The organism is Streptomyces nitrosporeus (genome assembly GCF_008704555.1).
Classification (GTDB): domain Bacteria; phylum Actinomycetota; class Actinomycetes; order Streptomycetales; family Streptomycetaceae; genus Streptomyces; species Streptomyces nitrosporeus.
In genome coordinates, this window is sequence record NZ_CP023702.1 from 1,510,355 (window position 1) to 1,531,220 (window position 20,866).

13 protein-coding genes are annotated in these 20,866 nt (G+C 73.1%); 7 read left to right on the forward strand and 6 right to left on the reverse strand.

The genetic code is table 11. From position 1 onward, the window contains the following. Positions 1-134 precede the first annotated feature (134 nt). Positions 135-1,631, reverse strand: coding sequence for a helix-turn-helix domain-containing protein (locus tag CP967_RS06475; protein WP_150487025.1), 1,497 nt, complete (start codon positions 1,629-1,631; stop codon positions 135-137). 437 nt (positions 1,632-2,068) lie between these two features. Between CP967_RS06475 and CP967_RS06480 the strand changes: the two genes are divergently transcribed. Next, on the forward strand, positions 2,069-3,622 hold the full coding sequence (locus CP967_RS06480) for a sugar transferase (RefSeq protein WP_150487026.1): 1,554 nt from the start codon (positions 2,069-2,071) through the stop codon (positions 3,620-3,622). 57 nt (positions 3,623-3,679) lie between these two features. On the opposite strand, the gene CP967_RS06485 is transcribed toward CP967_RS06480, so the two are convergent. Beyond that, positions 3,680-4,663: a GDP-L-fucose synthase family protein gene (locus CP967_RS06485; RefSeq protein ID WP_150487027.1), complete on the reverse strand. Its 984-nt coding sequence runs from the start codon at positions 4,661-4,663 to the stop codon at positions 3,680-3,682. Positions 4,664-4,937: 274 nt separating this feature from the next. Between CP967_RS06485 and gmd the strand changes: the two genes are divergently transcribed. The 5 genes from gmd to CP967_RS06510 all read left to right on the forward strand — a co-directional run bounded on the left by gmd (position 4,938) and on the right by CP967_RS06510 (position 10,261). Then, positions 4,938-5,951: a GDP-mannose 4,6-dehydratase gene (gene gmd, locus CP967_RS06490; protein ID WP_150487028.1), complete on the forward strand. Its 1,014-nt coding sequence runs from the start codon at positions 4,938-4,940 to the stop codon at positions 5,949-5,951. 239 nt (positions 5,952-6,190) lie between these two features. Then, the gene (locus CP967_RS06495) at positions 6,191-6,478 is read left to right on the forward strand and encodes a hypothetical protein (protein WP_150487029.1); all 288 of its coding nucleotides are present in this window, start codon (positions 6,191-6,193) and stop codon (positions 6,476-6,478) included. After that, entirely contained in the window at positions 6,475-8,730 is a 2,256-nt protein-coding gene (locus CP967_RS06500; RefSeq protein WP_150487030.1) for a LamG-like jellyroll fold domain-containing protein, read from the forward strand. The genes CP967_RS06495 and CP967_RS06500 overlap by 4 nt, the downstream gene beginning before the upstream one ends. Further along, positions 8,730-9,437, forward strand: a complete 708-nt coding sequence (locus tag CP967_RS06505; RefSeq protein ID WP_150487031.1) for an Rv1352/Rv1906c domain-containing protein — start codon at positions 8,730-8,732, stop codon at positions 9,435-9,437. The genes CP967_RS06500 and CP967_RS06505 overlap by 1 nt, the downstream gene beginning before the upstream one ends. Next, positions 9,434-10,261 (forward strand): glycosyltransferase family 2 protein, encoded by an 828-nt coding sequence (locus CP967_RS06510; RefSeq protein ID WP_150487032.1) that lies wholly within the window; start codon positions 9,434-9,436, stop codon positions 10,259-10,261. Before CP967_RS06505 ends, CP967_RS06510 begins: the two co-directional genes overlap by 4 nt. Before the next feature lie 90 nt (positions 10,262-10,351). On the opposite strand, the gene CP967_RS06515 is transcribed toward CP967_RS06510, so the two are convergent. The 3 genes from CP967_RS06515 to CP967_RS06525 all read right to left on the reverse strand — a co-directional run bounded on the left by CP967_RS06515 (position 10,352) and on the right by CP967_RS06525 (position 17,656). Beyond that, positions 10,352-11,023 (reverse strand): hypothetical protein, encoded by a 672-nt coding sequence (locus tag CP967_RS06515; protein ID WP_150487033.1) that lies wholly within the window; start codon positions 11,021-11,023, stop codon positions 10,352-10,354. A gap of 2 nt (positions 11,024-11,025) precedes the next feature. Further along, positions 11,026-15,951, reverse strand: a complete 4,926-nt coding sequence (locus CP967_RS06520; protein WP_229888343.1) for an RICIN domain-containing protein — start codon at positions 15,949-15,951, stop codon at positions 11,026-11,028. Between the two features lie 544 nt (positions 15,952-16,495). Next, positions 16,496-17,656: a glycosyltransferase gene (locus CP967_RS06525; RefSeq protein ID WP_150487034.1), complete on the reverse strand. Its 1,161-nt coding sequence runs from the start codon at positions 17,654-17,656 to the stop codon at positions 16,496-16,498. Positions 17,657-17,768: 112 nt separating this feature from the next. Here CP967_RS06525 and CP967_RS06530 point away from each other — a divergent pair, with 112 nt between their 5' ends. Then, the gene (locus tag CP967_RS06530) at positions 17,769-19,292 is read left to right on the forward strand and encodes a hypothetical protein (RefSeq protein WP_373300355.1); all 1,524 of its coding nucleotides are present in this window, start codon (positions 17,769-17,771) and stop codon (positions 19,290-19,292) included. Positions 19,293-19,317: 25 nt separating this feature from the next. Here CP967_RS06530 and CP967_RS06535 read toward each other — a convergent pair whose 3' ends face one another. Beyond that, the gene (locus CP967_RS06535; protein WP_150487035.1) at positions 19,318-20,259 is read right to left on the reverse strand and encodes a hypothetical protein; all 942 of its coding nucleotides are present in this window, start codon (positions 20,257-20,259) and stop codon (positions 19,318-19,320) included. Positions 20,260-20,866: the final 607 nt, after the last annotated feature.

Consider the following 20,866-nt stretch of genomic DNA (forward strand, 5'->3'; position numbering starts at 1 on the left):
GGGTCGCCGGCCCGGCCGGTCCGCGAAGGGGTCGCCGGCCCGGCCGTCGCCCGCCAGGTGCGGCGCCCGAGGAGCGGCCCTCCGGCCCGGGACACCGCGCCGCGCTCCGGAGCGCCCTTCGGGTCGCGTTCCGGTCAGGGCAGGCCGGCCGTCGCCGCGGCGGCCCTGACCCGCTCCCGGTAGTCACGGACCTGGGACAGGCTTCCCCACCCGGCCGTCAGACGGCTGTGCAGACCGCGCAGTTCGTGGACGGTCGTACTCTGCTCGCTGTGGACCGCCTGCTCCACCACCGGTGTCGCCACGTCCAGCGCCGCCTCCAGATCGCCCGCGCAGGCGTGGCTGTCCGCGAGGCGCAGGGTGAGGAGGAGCCTGGCCGGGCGCATCCGGGGCGCCAGATGGGCCAGCGACTCGGCGGTGGCGGTGACGGCCCGGCGCGCCGTGGCCCGGTCCCCCGTGCCGGCCGCCAGGTCACGCAGCGCGCCGGCCACCGCCGACTCGGCCCGCATCCGCCCGTCGGCCCCGGTGAGCCAGGGCGCCTCCGCGCCGTCGCGCCGGTCGAGGCGGGCGAGTCCCCGGCGGGCCAGCGCGATGTGCCGCCGGCATTCCGGGCCGTCCTGGCGGAGGGCGTACGCCCGCGCCTGGTAGAGGTGGGCGAGGGCCGTCACCCAGCCCCGGCGCGGGTCCAGTGCCGCCATCGCCTGGGCGTAGACCAGCGCGGACGCCGCGTCCCGGTCCAGCCGGACGAGGGTGCAGAGGTCACCGAGCAGGGAGGCCTGGGAGATGACGTCGTCCGAGGCTCCGGCCCAGCGCAGGCCGTGCGCGAGCCACGCCGTGCTGACGGCCGCCTGCCCCCGGGCCATCCGCAGCTGTCCGGCCAGCTGGGCGTAGGCGGCGGCGAGTCTCAGCTGCGCGTGCGGCAGCCGGCCGGACGCGTTCACCTGCCGGGCCCACCCCACGACCAGGTGCAGCACGTGTTCGGCGGTCTCCGGCGCGCCCGGCGGCCGGTCCTCGGCCGCGCCCTGGGTCAGGCGGCCGAGGAGCGCGGTGAACCCGTGCACCGCCTCGGTCTCCGGGACCGCCCGCAGCCCTTCCGGGCTCTCCTTCAGCAACCCGCGCACGAAGGCGGGTTCGGGTACGGAGCAGCCCGCCGAGGCGTGCAGCGGGCAGATCACCTCCCGGTCCGGCAGCCGTACCGGCCAGGCCCGCTCCCCGTCCCCGGTGCCGTCGTCCGGCAGGGTCCCGCCACCGGGCAGGTACCCGTCGCCGGGCAGGGGGGCGAACAGGGCCCGGCCCACCGCCTCGGAGAGGACACCGGGGGAGCCCGCCGTCCGGGGCGCCCCGGCGAGGGCCGACAGCTCACCGCCCGCCCCGAGCAGCGGGTCGAGGCGGTCCGCCAGCCCGGCCGCCGGTTCACGCAGCCCGCTCTCCAGTTTGCTGATCAACGTGTGGTGGTAGCCCACGAGTTGGCCGAGCTGGAGCTGGGTGAGCCCTGCCCGGCGCCGCAGGCTCCGTAACCGGGCGCCGAACTCGGCCCACGGCCGGTCGCCGTGCGCGGGCCGGCCGCCCCCGCCGGTCCGCGCGCCGTCCTCGGCCCGGCCTGCGGGGTCGCAGGCTCGGTGGACATCGGACATGGTCCCTCCCGTCCGGGACGCGAACCGCCTTCGAGCCGCCCGGGTTCGCACCACCGGGCACTGTCGCACACTGGTTCCCCCGCGCCTATCCCCCGCCCGGATCCGCTCCCGGCCCGCCGGTCCCCCACTCCCGCCGCACCCACCGCCCCCGCCGCTCCCACCGGTTCCGCCGCCCCCGCGACTCCCCCTGATTCCGGCCTCCCCCACCGGCCCCACCGCACCTCCGGAAGCGTCAGATTCGAGCAGTAGTGCACAAAATCAGAGATGCGTCCGAAACGCTACGGAAATCCGGCCATTCCGCATGTCTGAACTTCACGGGAACTCCAGCGAAATGGCACGTGTGTGGATATCGTGCACCGAGCGAGGGCGCATCCGTCAGTCCATGGGATCGGCGGATGCGCCCCGTTTGTGGGGATGCGACTGTGGCTGGGGGGCTCATGGGGCATGTCGAATTACCTGAATCGGAGTTTTCGAGGCCGGTCCGGCCGGCCGGGACAGCGGGGGCGCCTCGACCACGCACCGCCGTGACCCGGAACCGTACGGCCGCTCTCGAACAGCTGTGGAAGGCGCCGAGCGCACCGCGCGGCCCGGCTCAGCCGGCCGTCGCCGCGGCCCGGAAACCGGACCCGTTCCCGGCCCTGTTCGCGCTGGCCGACGCCCTGGCCCTGGGGGGTTTGGCCTGGGGTGTGCTGTACGCGGCCGGTGAGCCGCACGCCCCGCTCACCGCCGCCGTGGCGGCGCTCGTCTGGGCCGGGGTGCGCGCTGCCCGCGGCCGGTACGCGGCCGGGCCGTCCGGGCAGCCGGACGGGTTCGCGAGGACGGCGGCCGACTGGCTGGTGCTCGTCGGACTGTTCGCCGTGCTGCTGGCCCTGGCGGAGCACCGGCCCGCCCCGGAGAACGCCGTCCTCGCCCTGCTGCCCGGCCTGCCCGCCGCGGCCGCCGTGGCGGTGGTCCGGCGCCGGACCGCCACACGGGGCCGCCCGGCACACCGCGTGCTGGTGGTCGGTGAGGCCGCGGGCCTGGAGCGCGCGGTCGGCCGTCTCGGCTCCCGTCCCGGACACCCCTACCGGGTGGTGGCGGCCGTGCCGGTGGGCGAGGGGGCACCGGGCGGGGAGACGCCCGTACCGGGGCGGCTCGCGCCCGAGCCCGCCGACGACGACGTCTCCACCGTGCTCGGCGGTGCCTTCGCGCACGACGCGGACCTGGTGCTGGTGGCCCCGGGCCCGGATCTGGCGGAGGACCGGCTGCGCCGGCTGTCCTGGGGACTGCACGACGCGGGGATCGCGCTCTGCGTGCTCTCCGAGCTGTCGGGCACGGCGACGGGGCGCGTGCGTCCGGTGTCCGCGGCCGGGCTGACCCTGCTGCATGTCGCACCGCCGCTGCGGAACGGCCCGCAGGCGCTGCTCAAGGCGGCGGTCGACCGGTGCGGCGCGGCGCTGGGGCTGCTGTTCCTGGCTCCGCTCCTGCTCGGGATAGCACTCGCCGTGCGGCTCTCCTCGCACGGCCCGGCCTTCCACCGGCAGGTCCGGCACGGGCGGCACAACAGGCCGTTCACCATGTGGAAGTTCCGCACGATGGTGGTGGACGCGGAGTCCCGCAAGGAGCAGCTCGTCTCGGCCAACGAGAGCGAGGGCCCGATGTTCAAGATGCGCCGCGACCCTCGGGTGACCCGGATCGGCCAGGTGCTGCGCCGCACCTCCGTCGACGAACTCCCGCAGCTCCTCAACGTTTTACGAGGTGACATGTCCCTGGTCGGCCCACGCCCTCCGCTGCCGGAGGAGGTCGCCCGCTACGACGAGCGGGAGCTGCGCCGGCTCGCCGTCCGGCCGGGGCTGACCGGGCTGTGGCAGGTCAGCGGGCGGTCGGACCTCTCCTGGCAGGAGACGGTCCGCCTCGACCTCTGGTACGTCGACAACTGGTCGGTCACCACGGACATGCGCCTGATCGCCCGTACGGTGCGCGCCGTCACCGACGGCCGCGGGGCGTACTGAATGGCGGGGGGAGAGATGCGGGGAGACCTGCCGCGCCGCGCCCGGCCCGCCCGTGGCTCAGGCGCGTGGCGGCAGCTGGCCGAGCCACCAGGCGTAGGTGCGGGCGATGCCGTCGCGGAGGGGGATCCGCGGCGTGAAGCCGAGCGAGGCCAGCCGCGAGACGTCGAGCAGCTTGCGCGGGGTGCCGTCGGGCTTGGAGGAGTCCCAGGCGATCTCACCCTGATAGCCCGTCACCTCTCGTACGGTTTCGGCCAGTTCCCGGATGGTGAGGTCCTCGCCGCAGCCTATGTTGACCGGATCGTCACCGTCGTAGGAGGACAGCAGCAGCGCGCAGGCGGCGGCCAGGTCGTCCACGTGCAGGAACTCGCGCCGGGGGCTGCCGGAGCCCCAGAGGGTGACCTCGGGCGCCCGGTCCCGTCCCGCCTCGTGGAACCGGCGGATCAGGGCGGGCAGCACATGCGAGGTCTCCAGGTCGAAGTTGTCCCCCGGCCCGTAGAGATTGGTGGGCATCGCGCTGATGTAGGAGGCGCCGTACTGCCGCCGGTAGGACTGGATCTGGACGATTCCGGCGATCTTGGCGAGCGCGTATGCCTCGTTGGTCGGCTCCAGCGGGCCGGTGAGGAGGGCGTCCTCGCGGATCGGCTGCGGCGCGCGCTTGGGGTAGATGCAGGACGAGCCGAGGAAGAGCAGCCGCCGTGTCCCGGCCGCGTGCGCGCCCGCGATCACGCTGAGCTGGATCCGCAGGTTGTCCTCCAGGAACTGCACCGGGCAGGTGCTGTTGGCCATGATGCCGCCGACCTTGGCCGCGGCCAGGACGACGGCGTCGGGGCGCACATCGCGCAGGAACGCCTCGGTGGCCGCCGCGTCGCGGAGATCGAGTCCGTCCCGGCCGCGGGTGACCACCTCGTGGCCGTCGGCGGTGAACCTGCGCACCAGCGCCGAACCGACGAGTCCGCGGTGGCCCGCGACGAATACGCGGGCACCGGGAGCGAGCAGGGAAGGGGCGGATTCCCGCGGGGCGCCGGGGAGTTCAGTCGTCATGGCTCGGATTGTGCCAGCGGCGGAGCGCCGGGGTGGCCTCTTGCCGCATAACCATACAGATCATGTGATTTCCCTGCGGCGCAGCTCCCCCGGGGAGCCCGGCGGGACCGCCCGGGGCCGTCACGGGGCATCCAGGTCCCGCGGCGGCCGGCCGCCGGGGCGTCCCGGCACGCGCGCGACGCCCCGGAGCGTCCCGGCACGACCACGGAGCGCACCACACGCCCACGGAGCGCACCACGCGCGCCGGGCGTCCAGAGGAAAAGGGGGGAGTTCGATGGCGAAGACCGCACTCATCACGGGGGTGACCGGGCAGGACGGCTCGTACCTGTCCGAGCTGCTGCTGGAGAAGGGGTACACCGTCCACGGCCTGATCCGGCGTTCGTCCAGCTTCAACACGGAGCGGATCGACCACATATACCAGGGGCCCGAGGAGGCGGACCGTTCGTTCGTCCTCCACCACGCCGATCTCTCCGACGGTGTCGCCCTGGTCAACCTGCTCCGGGACATCCGTCCCGACGAGGTGTACAACCTGGGCGCGCAGTCGCACGTCCGGGTCTCCTTCGACGCGCCCCTGTACACCGGCGACGTCACCGGCCTCGGCGCGATCCGCCTCCTGGAGGCGATCCGGGCCAGCGGGATCGAGACCCGGGTGTACCAGGCGTCGTCCTCCGAGATGTTCGGCGCGAGCCCTCCCCCGCAGAACGAGCGCACCCCGTTCCACCCGCGCAGCCCGTACAGCGTGGCGAAGGTGTACGCGTACTGGGCGACGGTCAACTACCGTGAGGCGTACGACATGTTCGCGGTCAACGGCATCCTCTTCAACCACGAGTCGCCGCGCCGCGGGGAGACCTTCGTGACCCGCAAGATCACCCGCGGGGTCGCCAGGATCAAGGCGGGGCTCCAGGACCGGCTGCATCTGGGCAACCTCGACGCCGTACGCGACTGGGGGTACGCGCCGGAGTACGTGGAGGCGATGTGGCGGATGCTCCAGCGCGACGTCCCGGACGACTACGTGGTGGCCACCGGGGAGGGGGTCAGCGTCCGGCGGTTCCTGGAGTACGCCTTCGAGCACGCGGGCCTGGACTGGGCGGAGCACGTCCGCTACGACCCGAAGTACGAGCGCCCCAGCGAGGTCGACGCGCTCATCGGGGACGCGTCCAAGGCGGAGGAACTGCTGGGCTGGAAGTCCGAGGTGAGGTCGCGGGAGCTGGCCAGGATCATGGTCGACGCGGACGTCAGACTGCTGGCCGACCAGCTCACCGGCGCGGCCGTGCGGGTGGACCGGTGAGAGGGCCGGGACGCCCCGGACGCCTCGGGCGTCCCGGCCCCGCGGGCCCCCGCGCGGGCGGGCGGCCCGCCGGCGCCCATCGGGGTGCGGACGTCCGGCGCGGCGCGGGAGCCGCGGCCCGGGTCCGCGCGGGTGTGCGCGCCACCGTCCCCGCCCCGGCGGTCCGGGTGCTCAGGAGCGCCCGGACCGCCTTCCGGACATCCTCGGACCCGGCGGGTCCGGCCGAGGAGCACAGCACCGTGCCGGTCACCGGCACGTGGACCGAGTCGTCGGTCACCCACAACTCCCGGCCGGCGCTCGCCGCGACCGCGCCGGGAACCGTCACCGGCGCGTCGTCGGCCTCCACCGGACCGGCCTCCACCGGCCGTCCGGCGGAGCCGGACGCGACGGCACCGGACGGGGCCCTGGGCTCCGTCCTCTCTCTCGCCCGGACCGGCAGCGGGACGGACCGTCCGCGCATCCGGCCGGGCGGGGCGTCCGCGGCCTGGAGGCCGCAGCTCGTTCTCACCTTCGGAGCTGAACAATGAACGCACGTACGAGGCGGACAGGGATCGGGAGACGGCGCCGGGTACGCGCCGCGACCGCCGCGCTCTCCCTGCTCGCCGGAGCGCTGACCGCGACCGCGGCAGGCGCGGCGCCGGCGGCGGCGCTCACGCCACCGGTGGCGATCACCGCCGACGATCTCACCACCTGGCAGACCAACGGCATCGTCTGGTCGATGGCCGCCACGGACGGTGTCGTGTACGCCGGCGGGACCTTCTCCACGATCCGCCCGCCGGACGCGGCGGCGGGCACCTCGGAGCAGCCCGCGGTGAACTTCGCCGCGTTCGACGCGGCGACCGGCACGCCCACGGGATGCACCCTGTCGTTCACCATGTCCTCCGGCACCGCCACCGTGCGGGCGCTGGCTCTGTCGCCCGACGGGCGGACCCTGTACGCGGGCGGGCAGTTCGGGTCGGTGAACGGGGAGGGCTTCAGCAACATCGCGGCGATCGACACCGCGACCTGCGCCCCCCGTACCGACTTCAAGATCGCCGTCACGGCGACGGTACGGGCCCTGGACGTCGCCGCGAACGGCACGGTCTACCTGGGCGGCGACTTCAACAGCGTCGGCGGCCAGACCCGGAACAAGTTCGCCGCGCTCACCCCGGACGCCGGTCTGCTGCCGTGGACGGCCAACGCCGACGAGGTGGCCCGGGCCGTCCAGGTCACCCCCGACGGGCGGCACGTGGCGCTGGGCGGTGACTTCTTCACCGTCAACGGCACCTCCTCGCACGCCCTGGCCGTGGTGGACGCCACCACCGGCTCCCTGGTCAAGAGCTATCCGGGGTTCATCCCCAACACCTCCACGGTGCAGGACCTGACCACGGACGCCACCGGCCTGTACACCGCCAACGAGGGCACCGGCGGCGGGGTGTTCGACGGCCGGATCGCCATCGACCTCGACACCTACGAGCAGCGGTGGCGGGACACGTGCCTGGGCGCCACCCAGGCGGTGCTGGTCCACTCGGGGGTGCTGTACAGCGGCAGCCACGCCCACGACTGCTCCAGCATGGGCGAGTTCCCCGACCAGCCGCGCAAGCACCTGCTGGCGCAGTCGGTGGACGACCCGAAGCTGCTGCCGTGGTTCCCGGACACCAACGACGGCATCGGTGAGCCGGTGGGCCCCCGGGTGATGACGCAGACCTCGAAGGGCGGCCACCACTACCTGTGGGTGGGCGGTGAGTTCACCACCGTCAACGGCGCCGGGCAGCAGGGCCTGACCCGGTTCGCGGACGGCCCGGACACCGGGGCCCCCTGGGTGCCCAACGTCAGCCTGTCCACCCGGGTCCCCGGGCAGATCGAGGTGAACTGGCAGACCAGTTTCGACACCGACGACGGTGAACTGACCTACCGGATCTACAAGGACGGGGCGAGCACCCCCGTCCACACCACCACCGGCTACTCCCTCTTCTGGGACCGGCCGCAGCTGCGGTGGACCGACACCGACGTGGCGGCCGGGGAGACCCACTCGTACCGGATCACCGCGAGCGACGGCACCAACACCAGTGCCAAGTCCCCGGCGCAGTCCGCGACGGTGGCTGCGACGGCGGAGGCGTATCCGGCCCGGGTGCTGTCCGACGGGGCCACCCAGTACTGGCGGTACGACGAGGGCACCTCCACCTTCGCCGCCGACGCCTCCCCCTCCCTGGCCAACGGCTTCCTGCGCAACGGGCCGTCCTACCGGCAGACGCCGGCGGCCGTGGCGGGGGACTCGACGGCCATCGGTTTCGACGGGGCGGAGGAGTACGCGTACGGCAACACCCGGCAGACCTCTCCCGCCCGGTTCACGGTGGAGACCTGGATCAAGACGACCACCACCCGGGGCGGGAAGATCATCGGCTTCGGGAACCGGATCATGCAGACCAGCACCCAGGACGACAGGCACGTCTACATGGCCGACAACGGACGGCTGGTCTTCGGGATCTACCGGGCCGGGAACCGTACGGTGACCACCCCGGCCGCCTACAACGACGGGCGGTGGCACCACGTGGTCGCCACGCTGGGCACCAACGGGATGGCCCTGTACGTCGACGGGCAGCTGCGCGCGTCCAGCATCATCTACACCTCCGCCGACAGCTATCCCGGCTACTGGCGGGTCGGCGGGGACACCCTCTCCGGCTGGCCGAGCCGTCCGACGAGCAACTTCTTCGCCGGGCAGATCGACGAGACCGCCGTCTACCCGACCACGCTGAACGCCGCCACGGTCAGCGCCCACTACGCGCTGAGGAACGGCTGATGAGGTACCCGTTCCTGGCCGGTGCCGCCGTCGTCCTCGCGACGGCGGCACTGGCCGCGTGCGGCTCGTCCGGTGACGGCCCCACGGCCGGACCGGAGCCGTCCGGCACCACCGCCTCCGCACCCGCCGCGGCCGGTCCGGAGGCCACCGGGGCGGCGGGCTCCGGCGAGGGGGCCGCGGCGGCGCCGTCCGGCGGTGCGCAGGACGTGCCGAAGGTGCCGGCCGGGGAGCTCACCCCGGCGACGGGCTCCTTCAGCAAGCCGCAGAAGAAGTACCTGACCGGCCGTGTCCCCGAGGGGATGGACCCGGCGGCGGTCCTCCAGACCGGCGAGGAGACCTGCGACCGCATCCGCTACCTCGCCAAGGCCGACCGGGACATCGCCGTGGGCGCGATCCTCACCGGCGAGGTCTCCGGAGCGGCACCCGCGGTGGAACACCTCTGCCCCGAGCACCAGGACCTGGTGGACGCGGCGGCCCTCGGTTACGCGGACGGCACCCACAGCGGGAAGGAGCTGCGGCCCGGCCGCTACCGCGCCCCCTCCCCCACCGGGAACTGCACCTGGGAGCTGACCGGGGCGAACGGCGGGGAACTGGCCGCGGACTCGTCCGGCACGGGCGAGCCGGTGTCCCTCACCGTCCCCGCCGCCGCCCGCGCCTTCACCTCCACAGGCTGCTACGCCTGGCTGCCCGAAGGAGAGACCCGTTGAGCAAGCTGCCCATAGCCGTGGCCATCCCCACGAAGAACGAGGGCCTGAACATCGCGGAGGCCGTGAAGTCGGTCCTCGGCCACTTCGAGGCGGTCGTCGTGGTGGACTCCCACAGCACCGACGACACGGCGAAGATCGCCGAGGAGTGCGGGGCCGAGGTGGTCACGTACACCTGGGACGGGGGGCATCCGCGCAAGAAGCAGTGGTGCCTGGAGAACGTCCGCACCGACCTCGACTGGATCCTGCTGCTGGACGGTGACGAGCGGCTCAGCCCCGGCCTGCTGGCGGAGCTGCGGCAGGTCTTCGCCGACCCGGACCGGCCCAGGCCCGCCGCGTACGACATCCCGCTGGGCTACTGGTTCTCCGGGAAGCGGCTCCGGCACGGCTACACCATCCGCAAGCGGTCGCTGACGGACCGGACCCGCTGCCACTACCCGGAGGTCGGGGACCTCGACGCCCCCGGCATCGGGGAGGTCGAGGGGCACTACCAGCCGGTCGCCGCGACGGTCGGGGCACTCCGCAACCCGATCGAGCACCAGGACCTGGACCCGGTGACCGCCTGGTTCGAGCGGCACAACCGCTACTCGGACTGGGAGGCGTGGCTGGAGCAGCACCCCGACGTCAAGGAGCAGGTGCGGCGCGTCAAGTCCCGGCAGGGGCAGCTCTTCCACAAGGCGCCGTTCAAGCCGCTGGTGTCCTTCGCGTACATGTACGTCTACCGGCGGGGCTTCCTGGACGGGCGCGCGGGGCTGGACTTCGCCCTGGCGATGAGTTTCTACCGCTGGCAGATCGCCCTGAAGTCCCGTGAGGGGAAGGCGGGCTGAGCAAAGGCCGTCCGGCACGCGGGGCGTGAGCGGGGCTCTCGCCGCGGTGAGGGGCGGGCGGGGCACGGGCCCCGCCCGCCCCTCCTCACGTCATGCCCTCCGAAGGCCCTGGGTGACCGCGCCTTCCGGGTGGCCGAGACGTTCGCCGAGCGCCACCAACCCTGCCCGGTACGGGCCGTCCAGCGGCAGCGCGTGGCGTCTGACCGCGCGCAGGAGGAACCGGAAACCGAGGTCGGCGCACGCCCCGGTGATCACCTGTTCCAGCGCCGGTACCAGGGGGGAGAGCAGCGGCAGCGGGTTGTACACCTCTCCTTCCTCGTGCGCCCGCGTCAGGGCGGCGGCCACCGGGGCCGTCGCCCCGCGCACCGCGGCGCGCAGGGACCCGTCCGTCACGGGGCGGGCCGGGGGCGGGGTGAAGCCCGGGTCGCGGCGGGCTTCCGCCGCGAGCCAGGCCGATTCGATCCGCTCCAGCCACTCCCGTGCTCCGGTCTGCCGCCTGGCGGGGTCGAACGCGTAGTCGGTCGAGCCGACCCAGGCCGTGCGGATCGTTTCCTCCGCCAGACCGGAGTCCAGCAGACGCCGTACGTCCCGGCCCAGTTGCAGGGACGCCGGACGGCCGAGCTCCCGCACCGACCGTTCGGTGATCAGGACCATGGCCGGGACCGGCCCCTGCTCGATGAGGCGGTCCATCTCCGCGGGAGGCAGGTCCGCCAGCTCGTCGCACTGCTCGGAAAGCCAGGTGAGGCCGGTCTCGTATGTCATGGTTACTCCGGGTAGGCGGTGTAGACGACCCAGGTCTTGGGCTTCATGTGCCCCTTGGCGAACTTCAGCTGGATCACCACCGTGTTGCCGACCGCCGAACCCGCCGCGTCGCCGCCCTTCACCCACTTCGTGCCGAGTGAGGCACCGTGCGTGGTGACCTTCATGCGGATGGGCAGCAGGTCCTTCCTCGGGTCGAAGCCGATGCCCTTGCCGACCCGCTGGGCCTGCCTGAGGCGCCAGGCCTCCAGTTTGTCCGCGTTCCCGGGCAGCTTGATCCAGTCTGCCATGGCCTCGTCGACCGCCGCGACGGCGATGTCCTTGCTGGCCCACTGCGTCGCCACGCCGTCCTTGGCCAGCTTGTCGGCCAGCTTCTGGGAGGGGAGGTCCACGTGGTCACCGAGGGTGTGCGCGCCTTCGACGCCCTCGTCGGCGAGGATGTTGGTGCAGTTGTGCACCAGGACGTCGCGGGAGCGCTGCCCGGTGGTGCCGACGTAGAACGAGTGGAACCCGTCGACCGTGAGGTCGAACACCTCGCGGGGAGCCAGGCCGGCGCGCTGCCGCAGCTCCTGCACCCGGTGCAGGCTTCCGTCGGGGGTGCGCAGGCTGTCGCCCGTCCTCAGGTCCGAGACCAGTGTCCAGCCGCGCTCCGCGACGTAGAACCGGTGGCCGGCCGTGCTGGTGAGGACTCCGCCGCTGACGGTGATGTCGACCAGCCGCGTGGCGTCGTGGCTGAAGGCCGCGGTCACCGGCCGGGCCGCGGACAGCCCGCTCCGCGGATCGGTGGCCAGCACCGTCTCGCCGACGCGCACGTCGCGGATCTCCTTGCGGGAGCCGTCCGCCATGAGCACCCGGGTGCTTCCGGGGAAGCTGTTCCGGGTGCAGGTGGTGACCAGGTCCTCGTACGCGTCGACGGTGTTCTCGATCTTGGCGAGGGTCGCCGGGTCGACGTCCAGGACCTTCAGCGCGTTGAACGCCTCCCGCACCCCGGTGCCCGTGCGCATGGCGGTCTTCAGGGTGTTGAGCCCCTCGACCAGCTTGCCCAGCGCCTTGCCCGGGATGAAGTTGGACGCCGCCCAGGCGCAGCCGGAGACACTGCCGTGCCAGCAGTCCAGGAAGTCCTGCACCAGGATCTGCTTGCCGAGTTCGAGATAGGTCTTGAGCAGGCCCTGCAGGATGTCCATCTGGGTGAACGTGTTGGTGATGTCCTTCTTCAGACCGGTGAAGGACTCCGAACCCAGGTGCACCGTGTCCGCCGAGGGGCAGCCCGACTGGGTCGCCGGCACGTCGGAGTTGGTGCACAGGTAGTAGTCGACCTCGACGTCGAAGGTGTACGTGAAGGTGACCGTGCAGCTCGTACCGAAGCCGGGCGGCAGTTCGCACGGCTCGTGCTGCCTGACGGCCGTGACCTTGACGCTGTCCTCGTCCACGACGAAGAACGTGTTGCCGCCGAAGCTGGTGCCGGACCCGTCGCTGACCGTCTGGTTGGCGGCCTTGCGTTCGGCGGACTCGGCCGCCTGCTGCGCCGATTCGGCGTAGGCCTGGGCGTCCTTGGCGGCTTCCTCCGCGGCTGTCGCGGCGGCGTCGGCGCGCTCGGCGGCGGCTCTGGCCTGGCTGGCGGACTCCTCCGCCTGCGTGGCGGCCGCGCGGGCGGCTTCGGCGTCGAGGGCGGCGGCGTCGGCGGAGGTGCGGGCGGCTTCGGCGTAGCCTTCGGCGCGGCCCGCGGCCTTGTCGGCGGCCTCCGCGTCGGCGGTGGCCTGGGCCTGGTAGCCGATGGTGCGGGCCAGCGACTGCTGTGCCTTCGCCGCGGCGGTCGCGGCCGCGGCCGCGTAGTTCAGTGCCTCCTTCGAGTAGCCGCGGGCGTCCGCGGCGTGCTGGGCGGCGTTCGCCGCGTGCTGGTAGGCGGCCTTGGCGTCGCCCTGTGCCTGGTCGGCGATGACCTGGGCTGCGGCGGCCTCCTCGGCCGCGTTGGCGGCGTGGGCGTCCGCGACGGCCTTCTGCTGTTCGGCGACGGTCTTCGCCGCCTGGCCGGACAGGACCACCAGGGAGGCGGCCGAGTCCTTGGTGACGTAGGGCGAGCCGAGCTGGATCGCGTCGTTCGCGGGGGCGGCGACCTGCGCGGCCGAGTTCCCGGCGTCCACCGCGGCCTGCGCGGTGACGTAGGCGAAGCCGGCCGCCTTCGCCGCGGCGGCGGTGGCCTTGTCTGCCTCGGCCTTGGCGGCGTCCGCCTGGGTCTTGGCCTCCTTCGCCTTCGCCTCGGCCTCGTCGGCCGCCTCGACCGAGAGCGCGGCCTCGGCCGACGCGTGTTCGGAGGCGTCGATGGCGTCGGCGGCGGCGCTGGTCGCGGTGCGTACCGCGGCGTCCGCCTTCAGCTTCGCGGCCTGTGCGCCGTCCGCGGCTGCCCGGGAGCGCTCGGCCGCGGCCTCGGCGCGGGTCGCCGCGGCGTCCGCGTCCGCCGCCGCCTGGGTGGCCGCGTCGGCCGCGGTACGGGCCCGGCCGGCCGCCGCCTCGGCGTCACTCGCGTGCCGGTCGGCCTCGTCGGCCGCCGTCCGCGCGGCGTCCGCCGCGCCCCCCGCTTCGAGGGATTCGGCGTATGCCTCCTTGGCGTCGGCCTTGGCGCGCGCCGCGTCCGCCTTCTGTTCGGCGTCCCACGCGTCGTCGCGCAGGTCCTTGGCACGGTCCCGGGCGGCCTCGGCGTCGCCCTTCCGGGCGACCGCGGTGGCCTCCGCCGTCTCGGCCTTGCCCTTGGCGGTCTCGGCGTTGGCCGCTTCGGCCTCCGCGGTCTGCCGGTGCCGGGCCGCCTCCGACTTCTTGAGGTCGGCGGTCTCCTTCTCCTTCTTCGCCGTGGCCTCCTCGGCCTCGGCCTTCAGCCGCTTGGCGTGCGCGTCGGCGGCCGCCGCCTTGGCGTCCGCCTCCGCGGCCAGGGACTCGGCCAGCTTGGCCTCGGCCAGCTCCTTGTCCTTCTTGGCGTTGTCGCGGTGCAGCTTCGCCGCGTCCGCGGCCGCCTCGGCCTGGAGTTCGGCCCGGTAGGCCGCCTGCTTGCGGAACTCCGCCTTGGACTGCGCGGTCTGCGCCAGCGCCCGCTGGGCGATCGTGGCACTGTCCGCGGCGGCCGCCCGGGTGGCCGCCTCAGCGGTCTCGCCGGCCTTCACCAGCGCCGTCACCGCGGCCGCGGCTCCCTGTGTGACCTGCGCCTTCTGCTGGCCCACCAGCAGGCCACGGCCCCGCGGCGTCCCGTTGGCGTCCGCGATCGCGTACGCCGCCTGCTCGGCGGCGGCGCTGGCGGTCTGGGCGGCCGTCGCGGCCGTCGCCTGGAGCTTGAGCTCGGCCAGCTCGGCCTTCGCCCCCGTGCGTGCGGCGCTCAGCCGCTGCGACGCCTTGGTGAACTCCGCCGCCGCCGGCACGGTGCCGTTGTGCTCGGAGACCTTGAACAGCACCTTCTGTGTGGCAGCGGTGCTGCACGCGGCCGCGAGCGCGTCCCGTCCGACGGTGTACGCGGGGAAGTTCAGGCACTTGTCCGCGCCGAGGTTCTGCAGGGTGGCGCTCGCCCGGACGCTGAACTTCCACGTCTGCATGGGCGTGCCGTTGCAGGTCCAGATCTGGATCTTCGTCTTGTCGGTGGCGACGTCCAGGCACTTCTGCGCGTTCACGTTCTGCAGGCTGTAGCCCTCGCCGTAACCCCCGTTGACCCTCCACTGCTGGGCGGCCGACGTGGAGCAGGTGACGACCTCGACGGCCGTTCCGTTCGCGGTGCCGGATCCCGCGACGCCCAGGCACTTCCCGGTCGCGCCGGGGATCTGGACGGTCATCGGGGAGGAGCCGAGCCAGCCGATGCCGCCCGAGGACCAGTAGTCCTGCCAGCGGGTGATGTGGTCGGCGACCCATGAGTGGCCGAGCATCTTGCCCATCGACTCGGAGGCCGCGCTCAGCGCCTGGACGGCTTTCTTGTTCGCGGTCAGGATGCCGTTGCGCTGGGTGGCCTGCGAACCGATCTCCTGCTGCCACTCCTCACCGGCGGTCGCGGAGACCTCGCCCAGGACCTCCTCCGGGTCCACCGGGTCGCGCCACGCGCAGGCGGCGAAGCGGGACTTGAGGTCCTCGACCGCGATCCGGTGCTCGGCACTGCCCGGCACGGGCGCCACAGCCGGGAAGCCGCCCGAGCTCAGGAAGATACGGGCGTTGTCCGCGCCGGTCGGCTCCAGGCTCCAGTCCGTCAGGTGCTCGTAGGCGGCCCGCAGGGCGAGCTGCCGGTTCCAGTCCGGCAGGGACGGGTCGGGGTCGCTGCCGTACAGCGGCTGTCCCAGGGCCTTGACCGCCGCGACGGTCTTCTCGTCGGCCTGCGGGGTCGCGTCCTCGTAGAAGTCGCTCTCGCTCTTCCAGAACCGGTCGGCGACCCAGGCCGTGAGGCCCGTCTGGGAGTGGAAGTCCTCACCGTCGTCACCGCTGGTGCCGGGCGGCCACTCGAAGTCCGCGACGGAGCCGAAGCCGCCCGGCGTCTCCAGCCCGGATATCTTCCAGCTGTCGTGGAGCGCGTGGAGCCGGTCCAGCTCGGCGGACGCGGCGTCCTTGTCCGACTCGTACGCGGTGGCGAGCGGGGTGTCCTCCCAGTAGTCCCGGTCGGCCAGTTCCCGCAGCCGCTCCGGGCTCTGGTTGAGGCCGTCCTGCGCGGTGGCGGCCATGGCCGGCCCGCCCAGCCGCAGGACGTCGCTCATCAGGCACTGGTCCTGCCGCAACTGCTCGGCGGCGGTGTCCTCGTACCAGTCGTAGTCGGCGACCGGCACGGTCGGCGGTGCGGCGTACCGGTCGATCAGGTCCGGGCTGATGCCGGCGCCGGCCAGGACCGCCACGGCGATCAGGGGCGGGAGGGCCCGGACGGACAGGCGTGACAATCGTGAGGTGGATCTGGGCAACACCCATGGTCTGGAACGCACGTGCGCTTCCTCTGCGTGATGGTGAGTACGAGCGGAAGGCAGCCGGTGGCAGCGACCCGGGCGGCGGAGAACGCCACCCGGCGCGCGGCCGGATCAGGGAGGGTGAGGCATGGCTGAAATGAAGTGCACGAAGGGCGGGCCCCCGTGTGTTCCCCCGACGAAACCGTTGCCCCGCCGCTCAGTTGACGTACGCAAGCTCGGAGCGGTCAGTCATCCGGCCTGGCGCGGCGCCATCCTAGGAAGACATGTGCGCAGGTGAACAGGGGGGTGAGACCCCCGTGGCGCAAGTTGACGGAAAGTGCCCCCGCCGACGGCCCGGCGGGCGGACGCCCTCGCCGCACGGGCGCCGCGTCCTTTCCGGGAGAAACCTGTGTGCAGGATGCGTTCAAGCCATGCGTGTGAGGTCCGGGACGCGGATTCGAATGGCTGAAAATCGCCGGTGAGCCTTTCGGGCGCCCGGCGGAACAGGAAGGAGACCGCGACGCGGGACAGGAGAGGAGGCCGTGGCACGGCGGTGTTCTCTCCGGGCCGGACTCCCACCGCGTCACCGCGCTCTTCGGGCCACCACGCTTTCGTAGGTCTCGCGGAGGGTGCGGGTGACCGCCTCGATGGTGAAGTGGGTGTTGACCAGGTCCCACGCCGCCTTGCCCGCACGGTCGTTGGCCTCGGGGTCCAGGAGTTCCAGGATCGCCTCCGCGACCTTGGCCGCGTTGGCGGCGTCCTCGCCGGCCCGGCTGTCGATGACCCGGCCGGCGCCGGCCGCCGCCACGTCGGGGCCGAGTCCGCAGGTGCGGGTGATGACCGCGGGGGTGCCGACGGACATCGCCTCCAGGACCGAGACGCCCAGCGGCTCCTCGATGGAGGGCAGGACGTAGACGTCGGCCCGCCGTCCGGCGTCCAGCACTTCCTCGTGACCGAGCGGTCCCACGTGGTCCAGCGAGTCCCGTACGCCCAGTTCCCGGGCGAGCGCCAGGGTGCCGGGCAGGGCGCCGGTGTCGGGGCCGGCCAGGACGAAGCGGGCGTCGGGGTGGCGGGCCAGGACGGCGGGCATGGCGGCGACGAAGTCCTCGGGGCGCTTGCGCTGCTGGACGCGGGCCAGGAAGAGGACGGTCGGGGGCCTGCCGGGCTCACGGGCGGGCTTGCGTTCCTGCGGGCGTACGCCGTTGACCAGCCGGACGGTGTTGGTGAGGGCCACCGGTGCGGCCACGGCGTTCACGTCGAGGCGTTCCGTCTCGGTGAGGTGGAGGACGGCGTCGGCGCGCCGCAGCACGGTGCGCACCCCCAGCAGGTCGGTGAGCTGGGCGACCCGTTTCTCGGTGGGGTCGACCATGCCGTGCGTCTGGACGACGAGCGGGGTGCGGGTGGCGAGCGCCAGAAGTGCGGCGGGCAGGGTCACCAGGTCGCGCATCAGGTGGACGTGGACGAGGTCGGCGCCGCGCATCATGCGGCGGGCGGTGCGCAGCAGCGCGCCCGAGGTGATGCCGCTGACCTCGAAGGCGGGGAGCAGATGGCGTGCCTGGAAGAGGTGGGCGGGCACCCCTTCGACCTCGCCCGGCAGGGTTCCGGCGAAGCCGTCGCCCAGGGCCATGAGGCGGGCGTCGTCGCCGTGTGCCCGCTGGACCTTCGACAGATTGAGCGCGACCCGGGTCGGACCGCCGAACGCGTGGTCCGGAGTGTGCAGCGTGACGATGTGCAGGACCTTCACCAGGGTTCCCCTCAACCTCGGCCGACTGTTCACAGAATAGGCAACCGATCACCTCAAGTGGGTTGATTCGTTAGAGTGTTCACAGATCGGCGCATCGGGCGAACGGGGGGCCATGACGTCCGTGCAGGAGGCTGACGGGGCTCCACCGGTGCCCGCGGAGCGGGGCCCGGGCCCGCGTCCGCCCGTTGAGCCGCCGGAGCGGTCGCTGTCCTGGTCGATGCTGTCCCGGGCGCTGTCGGTGCCGCTGATCCTGGGGCTGGTCTGCTTCCTGCCCGCGGTGATCGCCGCCCAGCCCGGCACCGGGCTCCGGGACAACGCCTACTGGCTGCAGCTGGTGCTCACCTGCTATTCCGGGGCGCGGCTCGCCACGATGATCCTCTCCACCCGGCGGCGGCTGCTGCAGGGCGTGTTCTGGATGTTCGTGTACATCGCGATGGGGGTGGCCCCGTTCGCGCAGGCGGTCATCGGGCAGACGCCGACCCCGATGGTGGGGCCGCGCTCCGATCTGGTGACCGCGGTGTCGATGGTCCTGCTGGGCTGCGCGGCCTTCGACCTCGGGGCGCTGCTGGCCTCCCGGCGTCCGCTGCGCCGCAGGCCCGTCCGGGGCGGGCGGGGCCCGGCGCGGGCGCATCGGGTGCGGCTGCGGCTGCTGGTCGTGCTGGCGTTCGCGGCGAGCGGTTACTACGTGCTGAAACTGGGCGGTCCAGCGATCTTCTTCACCAGCAGGCAGGAGATCAGCGCCTCGGTGGCCGAGAGCGGGGTCGCCTCGGGCGAGTCGAACGTGGGGTCGGCGTTCCTGAAGGGTTTCGGCACCGTACCGGCGCTGCTGGCGCTGCTCTTCTACACCCGGCGGCTGGCGACTTCCCGCAGGGCCCGGCGCTCCCCGTCGACGGTCCTGGTGTGGGGCGCGCTGGGGTTGCTCAACCTGGTGGTCAACAACCCGATATCCAACGCGCGTTACTGGTTCCTGACGGTGCTCGTGTCCCTGCTCTTCACGGCGTTCCCCAGCAGCGCGGCGATCTACCGGACGGTGCTGACGACGGGTGTGGTGGGCGCGCTGGTGCTGTTCCCGTACGCCGACCGCTTCCGTTACGACGACGAGGGGTACCGTCCACCGGAGTCGGCGTCGGCCTTCGAGCCGCTGGCGACGAAGGACTACGACCAGACGGTGATGTTCGCCAACACCATCTCCTGGGTGGACGCCCGGGGCCACACCTACGGCCGTCAGCTGGCGGGCTCCGCGCTGTTCTTCGTGCCGCGCGCGGTGTGGAGCGGCAAGCCGGAGGACACCGGGGTGCGGGTGGGCGAGTGGATGGGCATGAGGATGACCAACCTCTCGGCGCCGCTGTGGACGGAGTTCTGGGTGGACTTCGGCGCGGCGGGGATGGTCGGCGGCCTCGCCCTGATCGGTTACGCGGCGGCCCGCACCGATCGCCGGTACGCCCTCGCGGTGACCAGGGCGGGCCCGGGGCCGGGCGGCGTGCTGGCGATCGCCGTCCCGCTGATCGCGGGTTACACCTTCATCCTGCTGCGCGGGCCGCTGCTGCAGGCGGCCGGGAAGCTGGCCATCGCGGCGCTGTGCCTGATGCTGGTCACCAGCTTCAGGGACGGGGCGGGCCGGCGGTCACGCTCCTGAGAGCTGTGAGGCCGGGGACGCGGCCTCATCCGACAGCGTCGAAGGGACCCTTGACGAGCGGGGGCGGCGTCTCGGCGTCCCGTGGTCCCCGCAGGACGGGGGCGCCTTCCACGTCCTCGCTCACGACGGAAGTGTTGTAGCGCCCGGGGTTCCCCGCCACCTCGTACGTCATCCGCCGGCCGGGGAAGAGCACGCGGTACCACTCGCTCCCCCTGCCCGCGGTCGTCGCGTTCACCTCGACTCCGAACTCACAGTCCTGGTTGCCTGTGAAGAACCAGAGGTCGAAGGCCCTGGCGTCGAAGTCCTCTCCGCCGTCGAGGTAGACGACCTTCGCGAACGCGTTGCCCGACAGGTCCCTGCCGCCCTCGCCCGGCGTGGTGTCCGGCGTCCAGAACCTCATCTTCCAGGGGCGCGGGACGGGCTCCCTGAGGTCGAACGCGACCATGGTGGGGAGCCCCTCCCCTCCGCTGTCCCCGAAGGAGGGAGGAACCACGACCGTTCCGGTGTAACGGGTCGGCCGGCAGACGCGGTCGGTGATGCGCATGCCCTGGATCACCACGGTGCCCTGGTGGATGGGGAAGATCGTCACGCGGACGCTGCGCTCGTTGACCGGTAAGCCCTTGTTCTCGGCGAACCAGGTCCGGTACTCCTCCGACATGTAGCCGCCCTCCGGCAGGTCTTCCTCGCTCTCCGTGGGGTGCGGCAAGGCGAAGGAGCCGCCACTGAAGAAGAGGTTCGGCTCCGTGGACTGGATGTCGATCGCCGGTCCGACGGTGAGCCGCTCTTCTTCCTCCGCCTCCTTCTCGTCCTCCCGCTGGTCCTTCTTCCGTTCGCGCTCCTCGGCCTGCTGCGCGATGTCCGCGCTCCGTACGGCGACGGGAAGCCCCCAGATCGCGACGACCGAGGCGACCACGACACCGAGGGCGCCGATCCCGGCGAACACCCTCAGCGTCCACTCCCACCACACGCCCCCTTGGGCGGTGGCCGCCTCCGCGCTCGGCGGGGGTGGCGCGGACGCAGGAGGTGACGCGGACGCAGGAGGTGACGCCGGTGGAACCGGCTGGTCCGCCGCCGCCCCGGCCGGAGGCACGGAACCGGCCGGAGACGCGGGACCGGCCGGAGACGCGGGACCGGCCGGAGACGCGGGACCGGCCGGGCCGTTCCCCTCCGGTGGGACGGAAGGAGGTGGAGCAGCAGACATGGGGCCCCCGTGGGTCGACGGCGCGACCGATGTCTTTTCTTCGGTCAACTGCCTTCGAGCATAAGCAGGTTGACGGCTCGCATCACCGCGTCGGACCGGCTCGGTTCGGGTCGGTACGGTGCCGCAGCCGTCCGGATCTCGCCGGCGGCCCCCGGCAACCCGAGTCGCACCGCTCGTCCGGCGGGCCCCGCTCCCCGGTCCCGGCGTCGATGGCGGCCGTGGCGTATCGACGGCGGCGCCGCCGCCCTCCACCACCGGTGGCGGTCGTGGATGGCCGAAAGGACGAGTGGAGCCGCGAGCGCGGTGCGCCGATGCTGCCCAATGTGGACGACGATCAGCAGCGCTGCCCCGCCGCGGGCTCCGAAGGCTCCCG